Below are 22,390 nucleotides of genomic sequence, written 5' to 3' on the forward strand. Positions count from 1 at the left end.
CGCCCGCCGGGGGGAGGGCCCGGTGGCACCCGGGCCCTCCCCCGTCGACCGGGGTCAGCCGACCCGGCAGGAGAGGACGGGCCAGTTCCAGTTGCCGCCGTGCTGGACGGTGAAGCCGAACGTGTTGCCGGTGCCGTTGGGGCGCGCGGTCATCACGTTGGCGCTCTCCCACGTGGCGGTGGTGTTCCAGGTGGCGATGATCCGCTGCGGCGAGCTGACGGTCACCGTGACGACCCAGTTGTCCGTGCCCGAGACGGTGACCTGGCCGTTGAAGCGGTCACTCCACTTCTGCCCCTCGGAGTACGTCGCGGTGCAGCTGCCGCCGGGGTTCTGCGGGGTGGTGGTGGTCGGGTCGGTGGTCGTCGGGGTGCTGGTGCCCGAGCCGCTGTTCAGGACGTTGAGGACCGACGTGTACGCGGCCTTCTTGTTGCCGCTGCCGTCGAACAGCAGCGGGGTGCCGGAGGCGCGCCACGAGTCGGTGTCGCGGATGCCCCACACGGTGATGCCGGTGCAGCGGGCGACCGAGAGGCACGCCTGCACGACGCCCTGGTACTGCTGGGCCTGCGTCGACCCGGAGCCCTCGATGTCCAGCTCGGTGATCTGCACGTCCACGCCGAGCGCGGCGAAGTTCTGCAACGTGGTGTGGTAGTTGCTCGGCACCGGGTTGCCGCTGTTGAAGTGGGCCTGGAAGCCGACGCAGTCGATGGGCACGCCGCGCGACTTGAAGTCCTGCACCATCCGGTACACGCCCTGGGTCTTGGCGTGCGACCAGTTGTCGGTGTTGTAGTCGTTGTAGCAGAGCTTCGCGCCCGGGTCGGCGGCGCGCGCCGCGCGGAACGCGGCCTCGATCCAGTCGTTGCCGGTGCGCTGGAGGTTGGAGTCGCGCCGGCCGCCGGAGCTGCCGTCCGCGAACGCCTCGTTGACGACGTCCCAGGCGTAGATCTTGCCGCGGTAGTACGTGGCGACCTGGGTGACGTGGTTGAGCATCGCCTGGCGCAGCGTGGAGCCCTCCATGGACTGCATCCAGCCGGGCTGCTGCGAGTGCCACGCCAGGGCGTGCCCGCGCACCCGCTTGCCCTGGCCGCGCGCCTGGTTGACGATCCGGTCGGCGTTGCCGTAGCTGAACTGCCCCCGGTTCGGCTCGGTCGCGTCCATCTTCATCTCGTTCTCGGCCGTGACCATGTCGAACTCGCGGTTCAGGATGCCCACGTAGGTCGAGTCCGAGAGCTTGTTCGCCGCCACGGCCGTGCCGAAGTACCGGCCGCTCTGCTGCGCCGCCGCGGCGAGCGTGGAGGCGGCGCCGCTGGCGGGCGCCGCCACGAGGACCGCGGCACCCGCGGCCGCGGCCACCAGTGTGGACACGAGTGCGGCTCGTGAGACCGACTTCGCTGTCAGCTTCATGTTCGCGCTTTCTGAGGAAGTACCCGCACGGGGGCGGGTGGGGGACGGGTCGGAGCGGCTGGCGGCCCGCTCGGTGCGGGGTGGCCGAGGACTCTCGTCACCACCCGCTGTTGGCTCTGAAACCTTTACGAGTATTAACCGAAACAGATCGGCCGATCAAGCCCCAATTTCACATGCCTGAACCCATCCGTCCCTGATCCAGCCCCAGAACTACGCGCTCAACCAGGGGAAACACCATCAAAACCGATGCAGAAGTATCGAAAATATTCGAAACTTCGTGCGCAACTCTTGCCTTGCGCAGGCTCTTGAGCAGGTCCTCAAGCCGGCGTCGAATCGTCGTGCGGACCGTGCTCGAACCAGTCGAACCACGCGGTGCCCTCGACGGCGTACACGCCGATCACCCGGCCGGTGAAGCCGGTGGCGACCTCGGTGGACAGGTACCTGCCGTCCAGCTCGGCCAGCGGCTCCGGGTCGTCCCCGACGTGGAAGGCGACGTAGTCGGGCGCGGCCACGTGCAGGCCCGCGGGCTCCCCGTCGCCCGGTGGCGACTGCCGGTCCAGGCGGGTGGTGATCACGAGGGTGACCGGTCCCGGCGGCACCGGGCGCGTGGCCGTGCTCTGGCGCAGCGGTCCGATGCGCGCGACGACGCCGACCTGCCCGTCGGCGACCTCCAGGTCGTAGTGGTGCGCCTCGTCCAGGCGCACCGACAGGCCCGCGCGCCCGGAGCCCGGGTCGAGGAGGACGGCGGTCCGGCTCTCCTGGTGCTGCTGGCGGCGGCCGAAGAAGGTGGCGCCCGGCCGGTCCAGCGTGGGGCCGGTGGCGTGCAGGGTCAGCCACCCCGGCCGCTCGGTCAGCGACCACGAGCCGTCCGGGCGCGACCGGGGCGAGATCCACCGGGGGTCGGGCTCGGGGTCGTCGAAGTCGTCGCGTCGCGGGGCCGGTTCCAGCGGTCGCGGCGCGCCCGGCGCGCGTTCCCGCAGCTCCACGGGACCCACGCGCGGCCAGCCGTCCTCCCACCGCACGGGGGTGAGGAAGGTTTCCCGGCCCAGCACGTGGAAGTTCGGGCTGTAGCCGCGCGGGCGGGTGGCCAGCAGGACCATCCACCACTCGCCGTCCGGGGTGGTGACGAGGTCGGCGTGGCCGGTGCTCTGGACCGGGCGGTTGGTGCCGCGGTGGGTCAGGACCGGGTTGTGCGGCGCGGGTTCCCAGGGGCCGTGCAGCGAGCGCGCCCGCGCCACGGCGACGGTGTGGCCGCGCTCGGTGCCGCCCTCCGCGATCAGCAGGTACCACCACTCCCCCACGCGGTACAGGTGCGGGGCCTCCGGCCACTGCAACCCGGTGCCCTCCCAGGCGGGCAGCGGCCCCTCCAGCACCTTCCCCGACCCCGGGTCGACGCGGGCGACCTGCACGCCGAAGAACTCCGCCCCGTGCGCGCCGGCGAAGGCGCACCAGCAGTTGCCGTCCTCGTCCCAGACCAGGTCGGGGTCGATGCCCGGCAGGTCCACCCACACCGGGTCCGACCACGGGCCCTCGGGCCGCTCGGCGGTGACGAGGAAGTTGCCGCCGCTCGACACGTTCGTGGTGATCATCCAGAACCGGCCGTCGTGGTGCCGGATCGTGGGCGCGTAGATGCCGTCGGAGGCCGCCGCGTCGGGCGGCAGCGGGAGCTGGGAGGGCCGGTCCAGGACGTTGCCGATCTGCCGCCAGTGCACCAAGTCGCGGCTGTGGAAGATCGGCACGCCCGGGAAGTACTCGAAGCTGGAGCACACGAGGTAGTAGTCCTCGCCGACCCGGCACACGCTCGGGTCCGGGTGGAACCCCGGGATCACCGGGTTGTCGTAGAACGGCGCTTCGGTTCTCGGTGACGTCATGTCTTCCCTTGTCGTGCGGGGGGGTTTCAGCCCTTGAAGGCGCCGTCGAGGATGCCGGCGACCATGCGGCGGCCGACGACCACGAACAGGACCACGAGGGGGACGGTGGCCAGGAACGAGCCGGACATGGCGAGCCCGAGGTCCACGTCGTAGCTGTTCTGGAGCGCCTTGATGGCGATCTGGGCGGTGTAGCGCTCGGGTGACTTGAGCACGATGAACGGCCAGAGGAAGTCGTTCCACGCGGTGACGAACCCGAACAGGCCGAGCACGAACGCGGCCGGCCGCACGATGGGGAACGCGATGCGCCAGAACACCTGCCACGTGTTCGCGCCGTCGATCGTGGCGGCCTGCACCAGTTCGTCGCTGATCGTCGCCGTGATGTGCTGGCGCATCCAGAAGATGCCGAACGCGCTGGCCAGACCGGGCACCACGAGGGCCTGGAGGGTGTCCACCCAGCCCAGCCACGACATGATCATGTACTGCGGGATGACGGACAGTTGGGTGGGCACGGTCATGGTGAGCACGACGACCAGGAACAGGGTGTTGCGGCCCGGGAAGCTCAGCTTGGCGAAGGCGAACCCGGCCAGCGCGCACAGCACCGCCTGGCCCACCCCGATGGCGGTGGCCACGGCCAGGCTGTTGAGCAGCGCCTGCACGAACGGCACCGTCTCCAGGACCAGCCCCAGGAGGTGCAGGAAGTTGTCACCGGGCACGACCTCGGGCGGCATCCGCGTGGCCGTCGCGGTGTCCGTGGTGGCGACGATGAACATCCAGTACAGCGGGAACAGGCACGCGACGGTGGCCACCGCCAGCAGCAGGTAGGTCCACCACCGGACCCGGCCCGGGTGCCGCCGGCGCGGCGCGGTGGTCGTCATCGGTCCGCCTTGATCCGGGTGGACAGCAGGTAGTTGACCGCGGCGATCACCACGACCATGGCGAACAGCGCGACGCCGATCGCCGAGCCGTAGCCGAACTCGAACTGCCCGAAGCCCTGCTCGTAGAGGAACAGCGTCAACGTCTGGCACTGCCGCACCGCCCCGCACGTCAGCGGTGCGCCCGAGGCGATCAGCAGCGGCTCGGTGAAGACCTGGAGGCCGCCGATGGTCGAGGTGACCACGGTGAAGATGATCACCGGTCGCAGCGACGGCACGGTGATGTGGCGGAACCGCTGCCACGGGCCCGCGCCGTCGATGGCCGCGGCCTCGAACACCGAGCGGGGCACCGACTGAAGCGAGGCGAGGTAGAGCAGGGTGGTGTAGCCGAACCACCGCCACGTCACCATCGTGGCGATGAGGAGGTGGCTGCCCCAGGTGGACTGGACGAAGTCGACCGGCGACACGCCGACCAGCCCCAGCAGCCAGTTGAGCAGACCGTAGTCGCGGTCGAAGAGCTGCGCGAACACGATCGCGGTGGCCGCCACCGAGGTGACGTACGGGACCAGCATCGACATCCGGAAGAACAGCGCGAACCGCAGCCGGGCGTGGTTGAGCACGTGCGCCAGCACGAGGGCCAGCACGAGCTGCGGCACGGTGGACAGGAACCAGATGCTCACCGTGTTGCCCGCGGCGTTCCAGAACCGCGGGTCGGCGAACATGCGGGTGAAGTTGTCCGCGCCGATGAACACCTGGTCGCCGATGGGGTTCCAGTCGAACAGCGCGACGTAGAACGTGAAGGCGAACGGGAACAGGCCGAACACCGCGAAGAGCACGAAGAACGGCGCGATGTAGCCGTACGCCGACAGGCGCTCCCCCAGCCCCCGGGCGGTCCGGGGGGCGAGGGGCGGCGGCGCGACCGGTGGTGTCGGGGTGAGCACGATGGCCACCGCGCTCACCCGCCGATGGCGGTCTTGATGTTGCGCACCGCGTCGTCCCACGCGGTGGCCGGGTCGCCGCCGCTCTGCTCGACGTTGGTGATCGAGTTGAGGAACTCCTGGCCGATGGTCGCGCTGTCGGGACCGATGTAGAACGGCTTGAGCTCCAGCAGCGCGTCGGTGTAGATCTTGCCGGTCGGCGCGCCGGAGAAGAACGGGTCGGTCGCCTCGGCGACCTTGGCGTCCTGGTAGACCGAGGGCGTGGACGGCAGGGCGCCGGACCGGCCGAAGTGCTCCAGCTGCCCCTGCGGGGACTGCATCTCCTTGATGTACTCCCAGGCGGCCTGGGGGTTCTGCGCGCGCTTGGGGATGGCGAGGTAGCTGCCGCCCCAGTTGCCCGAGCCGCCCGGGATGCGGGCGATGTCCCACTTGCCGGCGGTGTCGGGCGCGGTGCTGCGGATCGAGTTGAGCATCCACGACGGCGCGGACACGGCCGCGTAGGCGCCCTGCGCCATGCCGGCGCTCCACGCGCTCTCGAACGACGACTGCCCGGCGGTGATCCCGGCGGTGGCCGCCTTGATGCCGAGGTCGAACGCCGTCCTCACCTGCGGGTTGCTGTCGTAGACCGGCTTGCGGTCCTCGCTGTAGTACTTCTCCGAGACCTGGTTGACGGCCTGGTAGAACACGCTGGTGGCCGCGTTGTCGGTGAACGCCTTGCCGGTGGCCTGCTTGTAGCGCTTCCCGGTCTCGATGAACGCGTCCCACGTCGGCCACAGGGCGCTCACCGCCTCCCGGTCGGTGGGCAGCCCGGCGGCGGCGAACAGGTCGGTGCGGTAGGCCACGGCCATGCCGCCGACGTCGGTGGGGATGCCGAGCACCTCGCCGTCCTTGGCGACGCTCTGCGTCATCACCCAGTCCAGGTAGTCGCCCTTCAGGTCATCGGCGCCGAGGGTGCGCAGGTCGACGAAGTTCTGCGGCTGCTGCACGAACTGCGGCAGGTTGTCGCCCTGGATGAGCACCAGGTCCGGCACCTTGCCGCCGGCCAGCGCCGTCGTCAGCGCCTGGGCGGTCTCGGTCGAGGTGCCCACCTCGGTCAGCTTGATCTCGATGTCCGGGTGCTTCTCCCGGTAGGCGTCCACGGACGCCTTCTGGTTGATGGCGGAGAACGACCAGAAGTCGAAGGACTTGCCGTCCCCGCCCCCGCCCCCTCCGCCGCCCGGCGTGCAGGCGGTGATCAGGGCGAGGGCCGCGGCGGCGGCGAGCAGCAGGGGCGGGCGGAAGGTCACGACGCTTCTCCAACGTGTGCGGCCAAGCGGCACGTGGCCGCGCGGGTTCCTGGGTGGCCGGGAGTTCCGGCGGGCACCGCGTCGAGCGGCACCCACCTCAGCGGCCGAAAGTTTCGCTTCCAACTCCGATTGTTAGCGCTCACGACCGTAAGGCGCGTCACACCGGCCGTCAAGGACGGGTCTCGGGAATCCGCGGGGATCACGCGCCCACCAGCGGCGTCGCCGAAGGCGGCGACCGGACGCCATTCACCGAAACAAAGGTGGAACACGGCGCGGCGCAGGCCCCGGCGGTGCGGTCCGCGCAATTCCGCCGGGATCGGGCCCGACCCGCCCGGCACCAGGTCTTCTCCGGCCCCACCGCGCGAAAGGTAACCGCGGCTCCGCCGGGCGGTCAACGCCGACGCCCAGCTAAAGATGTTTGCGTTAACTTTAGCTATTCGCACGAGACTTACCTCGGCGAAACATTTTCGTCATCTCTTGACCCGCTGTGCGCAATCCTCCACAGTCTTATGGACGCGGCGGACGTCCCTCCGACGGCGATGCCGACGCCTCATCGCACCCGCTTGCGCAAAAGAGCGCGAATCCCTGGTTTGTTAGCGCTAACAGCCATGGTTCGGACTCGGGTGGCCACCGCGTGCCCGGTCGGCGGACCCGGCCCCACCCCGGACCGGCCCACCTCCGAAGGAGACGTGATCACCGTGCACGGAATCGATCCACTCGCCCGGCGAACGGCGGCGGTCGGCGTCGCGCTGGCGCTGACCACCACGGCGGTGGCACTGGTCGGGGCGCAGTCCGCGTCCGCCGCCGCCGGCTGCCGGGCCGACTACGCCGTCTCCTCGGAGTGGCCGGGCGGGTTCGGCGCGAACGTGGTCGTGACGAACCTGGGCGACCCGGTGAACGGGTGGCAGCTCTCCTGGTCGTTCGCCGGCGACGAGCGCATCACCCAGTCGTGGAACGGGACCCACACCCAGTCCGGCGCCCGGGTGACGGCGACCAACGCCGCCTGGAACGGCTCCGTCGCCACCGGTGCCGCGGTGTCGTTCGGCTTCAACGGCACCTCCGGGGCCCGCCCGACGCCCCCGGCGGTGTTCACGCTCAACGGCGTGGCGTGCACCGGCTCCACCACCCCGACGAGCACCACGACCACGAGCACGACCACGACGACCACGACGACCACCACCACCACGACCACCACGACGCCGCCGAACCGCCCCGCCGTGGAGAACAACTTCGCGGTCACCCGGGAGGGCGCCTACGGCGACAACCGCTACACGGTGTTCCGCCCCTCGAACCCGCAGGCCGTCGGCCGCGCGCTGCCCGTCGTGGCCTTCGGCAACGGCGCGTGCGCGCACACCGACAACAGCGAGGTCACCCGCATCCTGACGTTCATCGCCTCCAAGGGCTTCGTCGTGGTCGACACCGGGTCGGCCAACGGCTCCCCCAACGGGGTGCCCAGCGGGTCGCCGATCCCGTCCCTGCTGACCGACGCGATCGGCTGGGCCGAGCGCGAGCAGAACCGCTCCGGGGCGGCGCTGCGGCAGCAGCTCGACCTGACCAGGGTCGCCACCGCGGGCCACTCGTGCGGCGGCATCGAGGCCCTCATCGCCGCCCAGGACGCCCGGGTCGACGCGACCGTGTCGCTGGACAGCGGCCTCTTCGCCGACGGCTCCTTCGGCTACTCGCGCGCCGAGCTGGGCAAGCTGCACGCGCCGGTGCTGTTCATGGACGGGGGCCCGTCCGACATCGCCTACGACAACACGCGGGCCAACTACGGCCTGGTCACCGTGCCCGCCGTGCTGGCCGAGCACCCGCAGGCCGGGCACGGCGGCTTCATCACCGGCGCCCAGGTGACCGAGGGCATGACCACGGTCGTCCAGTTCCTCGACATGGTCCTCAACGGCAACCAGACCGCCCGGAGCTACGTCCTCGACCCGTCCGGCCTCGCGTCCCGGTACCCGTGGGTCGTGGCCAAGAAGAACTTCTGACCCGCTCCACCGCCTCAGGGGCCCGGGCGCACCGCCCGGGCCCCTGAGGCGCGTCAGGCGCGCTGGAGCTGGAAGCGCTGGTTCGCCGCCCCGGTGACGGTCCACTGCGAGATGCGCGCGCCGTCCGCCGTGGACGCCGACCACACGTCCAGCGCGAGCCCGCCGGCGCGGTTGACCAGGCTGACGACACCGCCGCCCTGGTCCACCACCCGCCACTGCTGGGCCGTCGTGTTCCCGTCCGCCCGCTGCGCCACGTCGGCGCCCGTCCCGGTGCCCGCCGGCTGGAGCACCAGGCCGCTGTGCCGGGCCCGCACGCGGTAGTACCCGCCGCCGGAGTCGAGGAAGTCGAACCGCTGGTTGGCGCCGCCGGTCGCGGACCACTGGGTCAGCAGCGCCCCGGCCGCGGTGGACGCGCCGCTGATGTCGGCGAACTTGCCGCTGTGCTGGGCGACCAGCCGGTAGTCCACGCCGACCTCGACCACCGGGTCGGTCCCGCCCTGGCCGGTCGCCCGGTAGGCGCGGCCCGCCTGGGCGGTGAACTCGACCACGTCGGGCTCGGGGCGGGCCGGCTGCACGGCCGTGCCGGTGGTGGTGTCGAGCAGGGTGAACGCGCCGGTGAACAGGCGGCTGCGCACCCGGACGGCGCCGGTGCGGTCGGGGGTGACGGTCAGCTCGGTGTTCCGACCGCCGGCCCACGTCGCGCCGACGGTGTGGCCGCCGCGCCCGCGCAGGCCGGTCACGCTGCCCGCGGGCCAGGCCGGCGGCAGCGCGGGCAGCACGTGCAGCTCCCCGTCGTGGCTGTGCAGCAGCATCTCCGCGATCCCCGAGGTGGCCCCGAAGTTGCCGTCGACCTGGAACGGCGGGTGCAGGTCGAACATGTTGGGCGCCAGGCGCTCGGTGGTCACCAGGGAGCGGACGAGGTCGTGCGCCCGGCCGCCCTCCTCCAGCCGCGCCCAGTAGTTGATCTTCCAGGCGAGGGACCAGCCGGTGCCCGCGTCGCCGCGCAGCTGCAACGTGCGGCGGGCGGCGGCGAACAGGTCCGGGGTGCCGCGCTTGGTGATCTGGTTGCTCGGGTGCAGGCCGTAGAGGTGGGAGACGTGCCGGTGCTGCGGCTCGGTCTCCACCCAGTCGTGCAGCCACTCCTGGACGTTGCCCCGCGACCCGATCCTCATCGGCGCCAGCCGCTGCCGCGTCGACCGGACCTGGCCGCGGAACTCGGCGTCCACGCCCAGCACCTCGGAGGCGGCGGCGCAGCCGTCGAACAGGTCGCGCAGGACCTGCATGTCCATCGTGGGCCCCGCGCACACGCTGGCGTTGGCGTGGTGCGGCAGCTCGGGCGAGTTGGACGGGTTGGTCACCAGCGTGCCGAAGGTCGGTTCGACGACCAGGGTGTCGAGGAAGAACTGCGCGGCGCCCTTGAGCGCCGGGTAGTACCTCCGCAGGAACTCCACGTCGCCGGTGAACCGGTAGTGGTCCCAGACGAGCGTGGCCAGCCACGCGCCGCCGGTCTGCCACATGCCCCACAGGGCACCGTCCACCACGGACGACCCGCGCCAGGCGTCCGTGTTGTGGTGGGTGACCCAGCCGCGCGCGCCGTACTGGGCCTGCGCGGTCCGGGTCCCGGTCACCACCAGGTCCTCGATCATCCGGAACACCGGCTGGTGGCACTCGGCGAGGTTGGTGGTGTTCGCCGGCCAGTAGTTCATCGGCAGGTTGGCGTTGATCGTGTACTTGGACTCCCACGCCGGGGTCATCGAGTCGTTCCAGATGCCCTGGAGGTTCGCCGGCTGGGTGCCCGGGCGGGAGGAGGCGATCAGCAGGTAGCGGCCGTACTGGAACAGCAGCGTCGACAGCTGCGGGTCGCTGGTGCTGTTGTGCTGGGCGATGCGCACGTCGGTGGTCTGGTCGGCGGCGGCCGTGCGGCCGAGGTCGAGGGCGACCCGCCCGAACAGCGCCTGGTGGTCGGAGACGTGCCGGGCGCGCAGCGCGGCGAACGACTGGCCCTGCGCCGCGGCGAGGCGGGTGCGGGCGAGGCCCTGGTGGTCGCCGTCGACGGTGCGGAAGTCGACGTAGCTGGTGCCGATGGAGATCAGCAGCGTGACCGTGTCCGCGTTGGCCACCCGCAGCGAACCGCCGGAGGAGCTGGTCGTGCCGCCCTCGGCGAGCACCCGGGCCAGCGCGAGGAACCGGACGGAGCCGGGGATGCCGCGCATGTCCCCGGACACGCCCTCCAGGGCGATCGTCGTGCCGTCCGGGCTGGACGACGAGGCGCGCTGCGGCGTGCCGAACGACGCGGTGAACGACACCGAGCCGGGCGTGCCCGCCGTCAGCCGCACGACGACGACCTGGTCCGGGGCGCTGGCGAACACCTCGCGCCGGTACCGCACGCCGTTCGCGGTGTAGGTGACGCCGGCGGTGGCGGTGGTCAGGTCGAGCCACCGCTGGTAGCCGGTCGGGGTGGCGGCCGGCAACGCCAACCGGAGGTCGCCCACGGGCTGGTAGGCGAGCTGCGCGGCCGGGCTGCCCAGCATCGCCTGGTTGATCAGGTCCTGCGCCCGGGTCCACTGGTCGGCGAACACCAGCCGCCGGATCTCGGGCAGCGCCGCCGCGCCCCGGGTGTTGGTGTAGTCGTGCGGGCCGCCCGCCCACACCGTGTCCTCGTTGAGCTGCAACCGCTCGGTGTCGGTGTTGCCGAACACCATCGCGCCCATCCTGCCGTTGCCGATCGGCAGCGCGCGCAGCCAGTCCGCGCCGGCGGGTTCGTCGTACCACAGGGCGAGGTCGCCCACCTCGGGCGGCGCGGCGGCGCCCGCGCCGGGGGCGGCGGTCCACGACGCGGTGGTCAGCGCGGCCCCGACACCCGCCGCCCCGTACCTGAGCATCTGCCTTCGGGTGAGGTCGGACATCCCGTCTCCTTCAGCCGGCGGTGGTCGTGCTCCGGGGGTCGCTGGGCTACCTGGGCGTGAACTGCCACCAGTTGACGTTGAACAGGTAGCCGCTGCCCCCGGTGAACCGGAAGTGCACGTCCTGGGTGCCGGACAGGCCGCTGACCGGGCACGAGACGGTGGTCCAGTTCTGCCAGCCGCCGGTGCCGGGGACGGTGCAACGGCCCACGACGGTCCCGGTCGGGCCGCCGGTGCGGACCTCCAGCGCGCCGCCGGACGTCCCGGAGGCGACGCGGGCGGTGAGGGTCGCCGCGCCGTTGCCGAAGGCGACGTTGCGCACCTTGGTCCAGTCGCCGTTCTCCAGGTAGCCGATGTTCATGCCGCCCTCGCCGGCGGGTTCCGTCTCGATGCCGCTGCCCCAGGCGACGGTCTCGGCCTCCTGGCGGGTGTAGGGGTTCAGCACGTCCACGGGCGGCGGGCCGCCGGTGGTCATGTTCAGCGTCGGGATGGTGCCGTCGGCGTTGTAGGCGAACCGCTCCACCGCGACGGAGCGGGCGTAGCCGCCGCCGCCCGGCAGCGCGCCGTTGTGGTAGAAGAAGTAGGAGTTGTTCTTGTAGTCGACGACACCGGCGTGGTTGGTGAAACTGCTGCCCTGCGTGGGCATGACGGTGCCGCGGTAGGTCCACGGCCCCGTGGGCGAGGTGGCCGTCGAGTAGGCGATGAACTCCGAGCAGCACTTCGCGGCGAAGACGTTGTAGTACAGGCCGTTGCGCTTGTAGACCCAGGGCGCTTCCTCGTAGAGGGTGGGCCTGCTCGCGTTGCCGGTGCGGGTGCCGAAGCCGGCGGTGGTGAGCGGGATCTGGGTGGGGCTGCCGGAGAAGCTGGTCATGTCGGCGTTGAGGCGGACGTACCAGAGGTTCGGGTTGCCCCAGTAGAGGTACGCCTGACCGTTGTCGTCGATCATGACGGAGGGGTCGATCTCGCCGTTCTCGACCAGCGGCCGGCCGAGGGCGTCGCGGAAGGGCCCGGTGGGGCTGTCGGAGACGCCGACGCCGATGGCCATCCGGTTGGTGGCGCGGTTGACCACGGGCACGTACCAGTAGAACTTGCCGTTGCGCTCGATCGTCTGCCCCGCCCAGGCGTCCCTGCTGGCCCAGGAGAACGTGCTCAGGCTCATCGGCGAGCCGTGGTCGGTCCAGTTGACCATGTCGGTGGTGGACCAGACGCGCCAGTCCTTCATGGTGAAGTAGGTGGCGCCGTCCTCGTCGTGGCCGGTGTAGAGGTAGAGGCGCCCGTTGTGCACCAGGGGCGCGGGGTCGGCGGTGTAGACGTGCTGCACGATCGGGTTGTCCGCCCGGGCCGCCGCGGGGAGCAGCGCCGCGAGGCACAGGGCCGACGCGGTCCAGGCGAGGACGCGTCGCAGGGTGGATCGGGTGCGTGTCACGGGGGCCTCCGGGGTCTGGGTGCGGTCCCCCGTCCGGAGGAGGCGACAGCGTTCGGACGGGGGACCGCGGCAGGGCTGGTCACGACATCAGGCGCAAGCGGTCCCGTTCAACGACGGCGCGGAGAACGGGGGCGTCGTCCCGCTGTAGTTCGCGTTGTAGCCGACGGTCACCTGACCGCCGGACGCGAGGGCGCCGTTCCAGGACGTGTTGACGACGCGGACCGCGTCACCCGCGTCGGTCCACGTCCCGTTCCAGCCCTGCGTGACGGACACGCCGGGTGCCGAGAACGCGAGGGTCCAGCCGGTGACCGCCGGTCCCCGGTTGGTGATCACGATCTCGCCGGTGTACCCGCCCGTCCACTGGCTGACCACGCGGTGGGCCACCGCGCAGCCGCCACCCGGGTTGGTGCCCGTGGTGGTCGTCGTGGTCGTGGTGCTGGTGGTGGTCGACGTCGGGCCCGCCGCCATCGCCAGCTCGTAGGCGCGCTGCGGCACGAACTGGCCGGCCGGCCCGATGCAGCCGTCCGACTCGCCGGGCAGCTTGACCCACAGGAACGCCTCGATCCTGGCGTCGCCCGTGCTGGTGGTGCTGGGCGTGCCGATCGCGCGCCCGGCCGGGTCGCACCACTCCTCGCCCAGCGGGCCGTTGCCGTTGCGGCTGGTGTCGATGACGGCCTTGAGCCGGCTGTCGCCCAGGGCGTTGAGGATGTTCTTGGTGTAGGCCACCTCGTCGGGGGTGCTGCGGTAGTTCGACACGTTGCTGGCGATGCCGTCGGCGCTGTTCGAGATGTCCGCGGCGCGCAACCGGTTGGCGGCCTCCGACGGGCTCAGCCACGCGGAGTTGCCGATGTCGTAGTACACCTTGGCCTGCCCGGAGCCGGACTTGAGCTTCTTGCCCGCGTAGGCCATCGACGCCCTGGTCTGGCTCTGCTGGTCCGCGTTCTGGCAGTTGCTCATGATCGGCAGCACGTCGGGCTCCAGCACGATCGTCGCCGGGCGACCGGCCAGCCCCGCCGCGACCTCGTCCACCCAGGCCCGGTACGCCTGGTGCGAGGGCGCGCCGCCGCCGCTCGCGCCGCCGCAGTCGCGGTTGGGGATGTTGTAGACCACCAGGATCGGGATCTTCCCCGCCGAGGCCGCCGCGCCGACGAAGGAGCTGATCTCCGAGCGGACCGACGAGGTGTTGGTGGTGGTGAACCACCGCGCCTGCGGGACCGAGGCGATGCGGTCGCGGATGACGGCCGCCCGCGAGTCGCCCGCGTTGGCGGCGACCCACTTCGCGCTGGAGGTGGACGGGTCGACGTAGAAAGGTGAATCGGCCGCCTGGGCGGTCGTGCCGCCGCTCGTGGCCAGGACTGCCGCCCCGGCCACGAGGGCGATCGAGAGCACGGACGCGGACGCGGCCCGTTTCCTGCGCCGCACGGGACCGCCTCCCGCCGAAGTGCCGGTGTCGCGCGTCGGGTTCGTTGTTCTCATCCCATGTCCTCGCAGCGTCGTTGCTGTGTCGCGATAAGGGCAGATCCGCTCCGGGAGCGCTCCCAGACGAGCGGTCGCCGAATGTCCCCGGTGGTGGATCACGGTGGTTCCCGCACCTGCGGAAAGGAATTCGGCTCCGGATCAATCTAGCCAGGAGCCCGGATGGGGTCAATTATCGGGAATGCTAAAGGTAATGCCACCGCCTTTAGCCGGACCGTCCGCACGTCCACGCACGTGCCGCTGCCCGCGTCGACGACCTCGTGGTGGCCGCCGCCGACGTCGCGGACCCGCCGGCGCCGGGCGGCGCGGCCGTCGGGCGCCGACCGGGCGGCGCGGCCGTCGGGCGCCGACCGGACGACGTCGCCGCCGTCCACCGCCGGGGCGTCGCGCACGTCGACGACCTCGTCGCCGTGCTGCGCGGTGAAGGTCTCCGCGGCGGGCACGGGCACGGTCGTGCGCGGCGTGAGCCGGTAGAGGCCGGAGCCGTGCGCGGGCAGCGACCGGGACAGCGTGCCGCTCACCACGCCCAGGCCCGCGCCCGACCACAGGTCGACCACGTCGGCCGAACCGATCCCCAGCTCGGCGAGCGCGAGCGACACGGTCGACGTGCCGCCACCCCGGTTGAACAGCGCGACGTACCGGTCCCGACCGCCGGGCGCGTCCGCCGTCCAGGCGGTGTGCGTGCCGGCGAAGAGCTGCCGGTTGCCGGTGCTGTGCTGGTCGACGGCGAGGACCGCGGCGTTGGTCATCAGCGCCAGTTCGCTCGGCCTGTTCCGCGTCAGGTCGCCGCCCCACATCAGCGGTGAGCGGGTGATGGACCACAGGGTCATCAGGGTGCGCTGCTCGTCGGGGGTGAGGTTGGAGTAGCGCGGCGGGCCCACGGGTCCCTGCTGGGACAGGTGCCCGATCGGGATCATGTCCGGGTCGGGCCACGCGCCGGGCGCGCGGTGCGGCGTCCAGGCGTGCAGGCGCTCGAACAGGGCGTCCAACCCGGACCAGTCGTCCCACAGGTCGTTGACGATCCGCCACAGGTGGGCGTTGGCCGCGACGTGCGCGCCGTTGCCGGTCGAGGTCGGGCCGGGCGAGAGGCTGAGCACCATCGGGCGACCGCTGCGCCGGATCGCCAGCCCGTAGCCCTCGACCTCGGCCCGCCGGTAGGTCGGCGCGGCGATGTCGTCGACCTTGACGTAGTCCACGCCCCACGAGGCGAGCAGCGCGAACTGGGCGTCCAGGTACGCCTGCGCGCACGGGTTGGCCATGTCCAGGCCCCAGTTCAGGTTCAGCCACGCCGCGGTGGTGCCGTCGTCGACCTCGTTCGCGCGGCAGGCCGTGCCCGGCACGGGGAGGTCGTCGGCGACCACCTGGCGCGGGACGCCGCGCATGAGGTGCACGCCGAACTTCAGGCCCTGGGCGTGGACGTAGTCGGCCAGCGGCCGGAACCCGTTGCCGCCCGCGGCGGAGGGGAAGCGGGTGGTGTCGGGCAGCAGCAGGCCGCCCGCGTCCGTGCGCAGCCTGGGCCGGAGGTTCGCGTCCTGGCTCGGCGCGCCCGTGCCGCTGCCGGGGCGGTACCAGGCCCAGTCGACGACGACGTACTGCCACCCGTGCTGCCGGAGGTTGTCGCGCATGTAGTCGGCGTTGGCCTTGACCTGCGCCTCGGTGACGTTCCAGTTGAACGAGTCGTAGCTGTTCCAGCCCAGCGGCGGGGTGGCGGCGACTCCACGCACGGTGCCTCCTGCTCGTCGTCGAGAGGGCGCTCCTGCCGCTCACCCGCGGCGGCGGTGGGCCGGGCCCCGGCGGAGGAGGTCGGCTCCAGGTCAACGTAACCGCGCGGTACGGGGCCGTCAATTGCGCAAAGCGCTAAATGTGTGAGCGCTAACTTTAGCTCGGCGAACCGCAGGACCCCGGGTGGAGCACTTTCACCGGTGGTTGTCGAGCAGATTTTTGTGAACGTGAACATGCCGTGGCGACGGCCGGGCGAGCGCACGCCTGCGAGGCCGGGGACAGGGCGCCCCCGGCCTCGCAGGTGGTGGGGTCAGGCGACCGCGCAGGCCGCGCCGTTGAGCGTGAACGACGCGGGCTCACCCGTGTCGCCGGTGTGCGTGGCCTGGAAGCCGATGCCCACCGACGCGTTCGGGGCGATGTCGCCGTTGTAGGAGGCGTTCCTCGCCGTCACCTGGCCGGACGACGGGGAGTACGCCGCGTTCCAGCCCGAGGTGATGGTCTGCCCGCCCGGCAGGGTGAACACCAGCGACCAGCCGCGGATCGGCGACGTGCCGGTGTTGGTGACGGTGATCTCCGACGTCAGTCCGCCGCTCCAGGCGTTGATCGTGTCGGACACCCGGCAGGAGGCGTCGCCCGGCGGGGTCGTGGTCGTGGTGGTCGTGGTCGTCGTCGTGCCGGTCGTGGTCGTCGTCGTGCCGGTCGTGGTGGTCGTCGTGGTGGTGATCGTCGTGCTGCCCGGCGGGGTTCCCTCGAACTGGGAGAAGAACCGCCAGACCTCGCCCTTGGTCCACGTCCTGACGCCGTTCTCGCAGGCGCACCCGTCCACGGCGCCCGGCAGGTGGCCGCCGTCGAACGCGGCCCACACCACCGGGTACCCCGCCCGGCAGCCGGTGTAGGTGGTGGTGATGTGCGTCAGGCTGCCCGCCGCGGGTTCGCGCGGGGTGGTGGCGGTGCAGCCGTTGTTGCGGACGAACCTGTCGCGCAGCGACCGTCCCTGGGAGATGTTGAGCACCGTGTCGCCGAGGCCGTGGATGCCCATGTAGGCGACGGGCTGCGTGCCGCCGTTGCAGCCGCTCAGCTGCGCGCCCGAGAACACCGCCACCGCGCGGAAGACGGTGGCCCGGCCGCAGGCCAGCGCGTAGCTCATGCCGCCGCCGTAGCTGAACCCGGTCGCGAAGCGCAGCGCGGTGTCGACGCAGAGGTCGGCCTCGACCCGCCTGAGCAGCTCGTCGACGAACGCGGTGTCCTGCTCGCCGGTGTTGGGCCAGGCGTTGTCGATGCCCTGGGGGGCGATGAGGATCGCGCTGTTGTTCGACTGCTCCTGCTGCCCGTAGTAGGCCCAGGGCGTGCCGCTGCTCCCGCCGGACGCGACCTCGTTCGCCGTGCCGCCCCACCAGTGGAAGGCGAGGATCAGCCGGTACGCCCTGGTGTTGGCGTAGTTGTCCGGGATGCGCAGGATGAAGGTCCGGCTCCGGCCGCCGACCTGGACGGTCTGCGTCCCGTTCCGCAGCGTCGGCGCCTTGCCGCACCCGGCGGTCGTCGCCAGGGTGCCGATCTCGGTGGGTGCCGCCGCGCCGGGGCCGGCGCTCAGCGCCAGGCCGCCCGCCAGGAGCGTCGCGGCCGCGATGACGGCCCCGAGGGTTCTCAGCTTGGACATCACACGACTCCTTCTGCCGTTCAGGCCGGTGGAGGGTGACGACGCCGGAGGGTGGCCGCGTCCCGCCAGGGGCACCGGCCGACGGGAGAGCGTCGTGCCGCCCGCCGGTCGGGGTCCCGCGTCGCGGTCGCCGCCGCGGCGGGGCGGCGGGTGCTCGACGTGCGCGTGCGCATCGGGTTCTCCCACGTCGTCGTTGACGGTCGGTCGACCTGGCGGAGCCGGCTGGCCGGGAGGCGCCGGGACCGGACAGGCGTCCCGACAGCCAGCAATGTAACCAGGCGAACACGGCGCGTCAAAGCTAAACGTGTTAGCGCTAACTTTAGCTAATTGGCCCGCTGAGGCCGAAAAAATCGATCGACTCGACGACATCACCCCAGGTGGAACGAAACATTTCGCAGCCGGACTCCGTTCAGAGCAGTCAGGCCACTTTGTCTTTCGATGACATCTTGTGAGCGTGAACAAACACCTGGCACACTGCCGGTCACCGGGCCGTCACGGTGTGCGGAGGACCTCTCCGAGCGCTGGGTCGACCTGTTCGTGCCCGCGCACGCCCGACCCGGTCGGGTGTCCCCGGAAGGTGCCGCCGCATGGAACTGACGCCGCAGTCGGTGACCACCACGTCGACGGGTGCCCCGACCGCGCCCGGCGGCAGGCCACCGGGCTGACGCGCCCCCCTCAGGGGGCCGCCGCGCGCACCGACGAACCACCGCGCAACGGCATCGGCACCCGGTGGACGGTCGGCGCCTTCCCCCCGCGCCGCCGCCGTTCGAACAGGTCCAGCAGCACCTCGACCGCACGCGCGCCCAACTCGTGGTGCGGCAGGGCGACGGTCGTCAGCCGCGGTCGCATCCAGGAGGCGATGGGATGGTCGTCGAACCCGATCACCGAGACGTCGTCCGGCACGGACAGGCCGGCCTCGGCCAACGCCTGGTAGGCGCCGAACGCCAGGCGGTCGTTGAAGCACACCAGCGCCTCGGGGCGGTGGTCCCGCAGGATCTCGCGGGTGGTGTCGTAGCCGTCCTCCGGCATCCACTTCGGACAGCGGTGCGCGCCGGCCGGCTCGACGCCCGCCGCCCGGAACTCGCCGCGCAGGCCGAGGAGCCGCTCCACCGCGGCGACGCTGTTGGGCGGGATGTCCTCCGGGTCCGGCCCGGCGCCGATCAGGTGGATGCCCGACCGGTGGCCCGCGTCGAGGAGCGCCCGTGCGGCCGACCGCCCCGCCCGCACCTCGTCGGGCAGCACCGAGGGGATCGACGAGCGGGTCGCGGGCACGGCGTTGAGCAGCACGGCGGGCCCGTCGTGCAGGCCCTCCGGCACGGCGACCGACCTGGTGTACATGGCGGCGAAGACGATGCCGTCCACGCGGCGGTCGTGCATGGCCTCGACCAGCGCCCGCTCGACCGCCGGGTCGCCGCCGGACTCGCCGACGAAGAGCATGAACCCGCGCCGGTACGCGGCGTCCACCGCGCCCTTGATCATGTTGCCGGCGAGGCCGGACGAGGCGACGGTGTCGGACACGAAGCCGATCGTCTGCGTGCGGCCGGTGCGCAGGCCCACCGAGAGGGTGTTGCGCCGGTAGCCCAGCTCCTGCGCGTTCGCCCGCACCCGGCGCTCGGCCTCCTCCGAGATGCGCAGCTCGCGCGCCCGCCCGCTGAGGATGAGCGACGCGGTCGTGCTGGACACGCCGCTCGCCGCCGCGACGTCGGCCAGCGTCACCCGTCTCCGCCCCACCGCAGGACCACCCCCCGACCGTCGTCGCGCCATGGCTGCGCGACGCTAACACGATTTAGCACACAAGAGTGAGGAGAACGCGATGCAGCGCTCGGCCCTCCGCCGCGCCCTGGCGACCGCAGTCGCGTTGACCCTGTGCGGGGTCGGCTGCTCCGCGCCCGGTGCCGACGCCCCGCCCGGGGCGGACACCGCGGCCGTGGCGGCGGACCCCTCGTGCGGGCCGGGACCGGTGACGTTGCGCGCCCGCTTCGAGACCGGTTTCCCGCTGGCCCGGGCGCTGGCCGACGAGTTCACCCGGCAGCACCCCCACGTCACGTGGGACGTCCGGGAGGAGCAGTTCGACGTCCTCACCCGCAACGCGCCGCGCGTGCTGGCCGACGACCCGCCGGACCTGATGCGCCTGCCGCAGGTGTCCGACGTCGCGGGCGCCGGGTTGCTGCGCAGCCTCGACGGCTACGCCCGCCGGTTCGGGTGGGACAGCAGGCCGGTGTCGCAGACGCGCCCGCTGCGCGTCGCGCCGGGCGGCGGGCCGCGCGGCGAGGGGCCGCTGTACGCGACGGGGCTGTCCACCAGCGTGACGGGGTTCTTCTACAACAGGGACCTGGCGGAGCGGATCGGCGTGCGCGAGCCGACCACGCTGGCCGAGCTGGACGACGCGCTCGCCCGCGCGAAGCGCGCGGGCGTCACACCGCTGGCGGGTTTCAACGGCGGCGCGACGGGCGGGCTGACGTTCCCGCTCCAGAGCCTGATGGGCGCCTACGGCTCGACGAGGGCCATCGACGACTGGACGTTCCAGCGGCCCGGCGCGAGGATCGACACCCTGCCGAACGTCGAGGCCGCGCGGCACCTGGCGCGCTGGATCGCCGCCGGCTACTTCGACCCGGACCTCAACGCCACCGACTACGCCCGCATGGTGGACCGGTTCACCTCCGGCCGGGCGCTGTTCATGGTCAACGGCGACTGGGAGTCCGCCGCGCTCGACCGCCGCATGCCCGGCCGCGTCGGGTTCTTCCTGACGCCGCCGCTGAGCGCGGGGGCGCCGCGCGCGGCGATGGCCGGACCGCCGTCGTTCGGGATACCGGCGCGGGCCGCGCACCCGGACTGCGCGGCGGTGTTCCTGGACTGGGCCGCGTCGGACCCGGCCGCCCGGGACCTCGTCGTGCGCGTGGGCGGCGCACGTCCCCTGGGGCCGGCCGACGCCTCGCTGCCGGTCGAGCCGGGTTCGGTCACCGCCGCCACGTTCGCCGCCACCGACGAGGTGCTGGCCGACGACACGGCGATGGACTTCATCGCCAACGCCACCGGCTCCGCGTACGCGCGGAGCTGGACGCCGCAGCTGCAGCGGCTCGTGGAGGGCGCGCAGACCCCCGAGGGGCTGCTCGGGCACGTGCAGACCGACTACCTCGCCGAGACCGGGGGCTGAGGCGTGGCCCACCGCCTGGTCGGGTGGCTGTTCGTGCTGCCCGCGCTCGCCGTGTACGGCGTGTTCGTGCTGCGGCCGCTGGCGCTGACCGCCCAGTACTCGCTGTACCGGTGGGACGGCGTCGGCCCGTCGACGTGGGTCGGCTGGGACAACTACGTCGCCGTGCTCACCGACGCCGACCTGCTCGCGCCCCTGGCGCACGCGCTGCTGCTGGTCGTGGCGTTCGCGGGCGGGCCGGTGCTGCTCGGGCTGGCCCTGGCCGCCGCGCTGCGGCCGGGGCCGTCGCTGGTCCTGGTGCTGCCGCAGGCCGTGCCGCCGGTCGCGGCGGGGCTGGTGTGGAGCGTGCTGCTGTCGTCCACCGGCGCGGTGAACCGGGCGCTGGAGGCGGTCGGGCTCTCCGGGCCGGCGCGGACGTGGCTGGGCGACTCCTCGACCGCGCTCGCCGCCGTGGGCGTGATCGGGGCGTGGGTGCTGCTCGGGACGTGCGCGCTGCTGCTGTCGGCGGGCGTGCGGCGGCTGGACCCGGCGCTGTACGAGGCCGCCCGCCTGGACGGGGCGCGGTGGTGGCAGGTGTTCCGCGCGGTGACGCTGCCGGGCGTGCGGCGGGAGGTCGGCGTGTGCGTGGTGATCACCTCGGTCGCCGCGCTGTCCAGCTTCGACGTCGTGTACGCCACGACCCGGGGCGGGCCCGGCGGCGCCACGTCGGTACCGGCGCTGGAGGTGTTCCACCTGGCCTTCACCGAGCGCGAGGTGGGGCTCGCGTCGGCGCTGGCCGTGGTGCTCGTGGTGCTCGTGCTGGCCGTGGTCGCCCCGGTGCTGCGGTGGTCCCGGTGAGGGGTCGGGTGGGGGCGGCGGGCGCGGTGGGCGGGGCGGTGCTGGTGCGCGTCGGGCTCGTCGCCGTGACGGTGCTGCCCCTGGCGGAGCTGTTCGTCACCGCCCTGCACCCGCCCGGCACCTATCCCCCCGGCCTGACCTGGCCGGACGACCCGCACTGGTCGAACTTCGCCCTGGCGTTCCGGACGGCGCGGGTGGACCGGGCGCTGCTGTCGGGGCTGGTGGTCGTGCTCGCCGTGGTGCCCGCGGTGCTGGTGCTGTCCACCGCGGCCGGGTACGGGCTGGCGCGGCTCCCGTTCCCCGGCGCCCGCGCGGTGCTCGGCCTGTTCGTGCTCGGGCTGGTGCTGCCGCGGGAGGCGCTCGTCGTGCCGCTGTACCAGCAGGTCCGCGACCTGGGGCTGCTCGGCACCACCACCGGGCTGGCGCTGCCGCTGATCGCGGTGCACCTGCCGTTCGGGGTCGTGTGGATGCGGGCCTGCTTCGCGTCGGCGCCCGCGGAGCTGTCCGACTGCGCACGCGTGGACGGCGCCGGCCCGTGGGCGGTGTTCCGGCGCGTGCACCTGCCGCTGTCCGGGGACGCGCTGCGGTCGCTGGCGCTGCTGCTGGCGGTGTGGACGTGGAACCACCTGCTGCTCGCCCTGGTCCTGGTCGACGACCCGCTGCGGCGGACGGCGGCGGGCGCGCTCAGCGCGTTCCAGGACCGCTGGGGCACCGACGTGCCGCTGCTGTGCGCGGGCGCGCTGCTGATCACCGCCCCGGTGGTCGTGCCGCTCGTCCTGCTGCGCCGCCGGTTCGCCGACGCCCTGCTCGGGTGGGCCTCGGTGCGCTGACGGCCGCGGGGCCCCGATGAGCCGTCCGACGAGAT

15 protein-coding genes are annotated in these 22,390 nt (G+C 72.5%); 4 read left to right on the plus strand and 11 right to left on the minus strand.

The window, feature by feature from the left end; genetic code table 11:
• Positions 1–54 precede the first annotated feature (54 nt).
• The 5 genes from ACRAKJ_RS27420 to ACRAKJ_RS27440 form a co-directional block, all read right to left on the minus strand.
• Positions 55–1,401, minus strand: coding sequence for an endo-1,4-beta-xylanase (locus tag ACRAKJ_RS27420; protein WP_438925688.1), 1,347 nt, complete (start codon positions 1,399–1,401; stop codon positions 55–57).
• Positions 1,402–1,718: 317 nt separating this feature from the next.
• Positions 1,719–3,272, minus strand: a complete 1,554-nt coding sequence (locus tag ACRAKJ_RS27425) for a family 43 glycosylhydrolase (protein WP_438925689.1) — start codon at positions 3,270–3,272, stop codon at positions 1,719–1,721.
• A 26-nt stretch (positions 3,273–3,298) separates the two neighbouring features.
• Entirely contained in the window at positions 3,299–4,147 is an 849-nt protein-coding gene (locus tag ACRAKJ_RS27430; RefSeq protein ID WP_438925690.1) for an ABC transporter permease subunit, read from the minus strand.
• A complete protein-coding gene (locus ACRAKJ_RS27435; protein ID WP_438925691.1) occupies positions 4,144–5,103 on the minus strand; it encodes an ABC transporter permease subunit in 960 nt (319 codons plus the stop codon). Before ACRAKJ_RS27435 ends, ACRAKJ_RS27430 begins: the two co-directional genes overlap by 4 nt.
• Positions 5,100–6,368, minus strand: a complete 1,269-nt coding sequence (locus ACRAKJ_RS27440) for an extracellular solute-binding protein (protein ID WP_438925692.1) — start codon at positions 6,366–6,368, stop codon at positions 5,100–5,102. Before ACRAKJ_RS27440 ends, ACRAKJ_RS27435 begins: the two co-directional genes overlap by 4 nt.
• 689 nt (positions 6,369–7,057) lie before the next feature.
• Between ACRAKJ_RS27440 and ACRAKJ_RS27445 the strand changes: the two genes are divergently transcribed.
• Entirely contained in the window at positions 7,058–8,353 is a 1,296-nt protein-coding gene (locus ACRAKJ_RS27445) for a cellulose binding domain-containing protein (protein WP_438925693.1), read from the plus strand.
• A 53-nt stretch (positions 8,354–8,406) separates the two neighbouring features.
• Here the strand turns inward: ACRAKJ_RS27445 and ACRAKJ_RS27450 are convergent, their stop codons facing one another.
• From ACRAKJ_RS27450 to ACRAKJ_RS27475, 6 genes are all read right to left on the minus strand, one after another.
• On the minus strand, positions 8,407–11,259 hold the full coding sequence (locus tag ACRAKJ_RS27450; RefSeq protein WP_447008717.1) for a glycosyl hydrolase family 95 catalytic domain-containing protein: 2,853 nt from the start codon (positions 11,257–11,259) through the stop codon (positions 8,407–8,409).
• A 46-nt stretch (positions 11,260–11,305) separates the two neighbouring features.
• A complete protein-coding gene (locus ACRAKJ_RS27455) occupies positions 11,306–12,682 on the minus strand; it encodes a family 43 glycosylhydrolase (RefSeq protein ID WP_438926105.1) in 1,377 nt (458 codons plus the stop codon).
• Between the two features lie 87 nt (positions 12,683–12,769).
• Positions 12,770–14,104 (minus strand): glycoside hydrolase family 6 protein, encoded by a 1,335-nt coding sequence (locus ACRAKJ_RS27460; RefSeq protein WP_438926104.1) that lies wholly within the window; start codon positions 14,102–14,104, stop codon positions 12,770–12,772.
• 200 nt (positions 14,105–14,304) lie between these two features.
• Positions 14,305–15,882, minus strand: coding sequence for a glycoside hydrolase family 27 protein (locus ACRAKJ_RS27465; protein WP_447008718.1), 1,578 nt, complete (start codon positions 15,880–15,882; stop codon positions 14,305–14,307).
• A gap of 308 nt (positions 15,883–16,190) precedes the next feature.
• Positions 16,191–17,537 carry a cellulose binding domain-containing protein gene (locus tag ACRAKJ_RS27470; RefSeq protein WP_438926102.1) on the minus strand — a complete coding sequence of 449 codons (1,347 nt, stop codon included), beginning with the start codon at positions 17,535–17,537 and terminating at the stop codon, positions 16,191–16,193.
• Between the two features lie 675 nt (positions 17,538–18,212).
• Complete coding sequence (locus ACRAKJ_RS27475; protein WP_438926101.1) at positions 18,213–19,268, minus strand: LacI family DNA-binding transcriptional regulator; 1,056 nt, start codon at positions 19,266–19,268, stop codon at positions 18,213–18,215.
• 82 nt (positions 19,269–19,350) lie between these two features.
• On the opposite strand from ACRAKJ_RS27475, the gene ACRAKJ_RS27480 reads away from it, so the two are divergent.
• The 3 genes from ACRAKJ_RS27480 to ACRAKJ_RS27490 are packed head-to-tail and all read left to right on the plus strand — an operon-like array spanning position 19,351 to position 22,355.
• Positions 19,351–20,691, plus strand: a complete 1,341-nt coding sequence (locus tag ACRAKJ_RS27480) for an extracellular solute-binding protein (protein WP_438926100.1) — start codon at positions 19,351–19,353, stop codon at positions 20,689–20,691.
• 3 nt (positions 20,692–20,694) lie between these two features.
• Positions 20,695–21,525, plus strand: coding sequence for an ABC transporter permease subunit (locus tag ACRAKJ_RS27485; RefSeq protein ID WP_438926099.1), 831 nt, complete (start codon positions 20,695–20,697; stop codon positions 21,523–21,525).
• Complete coding sequence (locus ACRAKJ_RS27490) at positions 21,522–22,355, plus strand: ABC transporter permease subunit (protein ID WP_438926098.1); 834 nt, start codon at positions 21,522–21,524, stop codon at positions 22,353–22,355. The genes ACRAKJ_RS27485 and ACRAKJ_RS27490 overlap by 4 nt, the downstream gene beginning before the upstream one ends.
• The last annotated feature ends 35 nt before the right edge of the window (positions 22,356–22,390 follow it).

The organism is Saccharothrix sp. DSM 118769 (assembly GCF_052936295.1).

Coding starts and splice junctions, on each gene's coding strand:
- ACRAKJ_RS27450 (WP_447008717.1), bottom strand. CDS start 11,259: ATGTCCGACCTCACCCGAAGGCAGATGCTCAGGTACGGGGCGGCGGGT.
- ACRAKJ_RS27430 (WP_438925690.1), bottom strand. CDS start 4,147: ATGACGACCACCGCGCCGCGCCGGCGGCACCCGGGCCGGGTCCGGTGG.
- ACRAKJ_RS27420 (WP_438925688.1), bottom strand. CDS start 1,401: ATGAAGCTGACAGCGAAGTCGGTCTCACGAGCCGCACTCGTGTCCACA.
- ACRAKJ_RS27480 (WP_438926100.1), top strand. CDS start 19,351: ATGCAGCGCTCGGCCCTCCGCCGCGCCCTGGCGACCGCAGTCGCGTTG.
- ACRAKJ_RS27425 (WP_438925689.1), bottom strand. CDS start 3,272: ATGACGTCACCGAGAACCGAAGCGCCGTTCTACGACAACCCGGTGATC.
- ACRAKJ_RS27470 (WP_438926102.1), bottom strand. CDS start 17,537: ATGTCCAAGCTGAGAACCCTCGGGGCCGTCATCGCGGCCGCGACGCTC.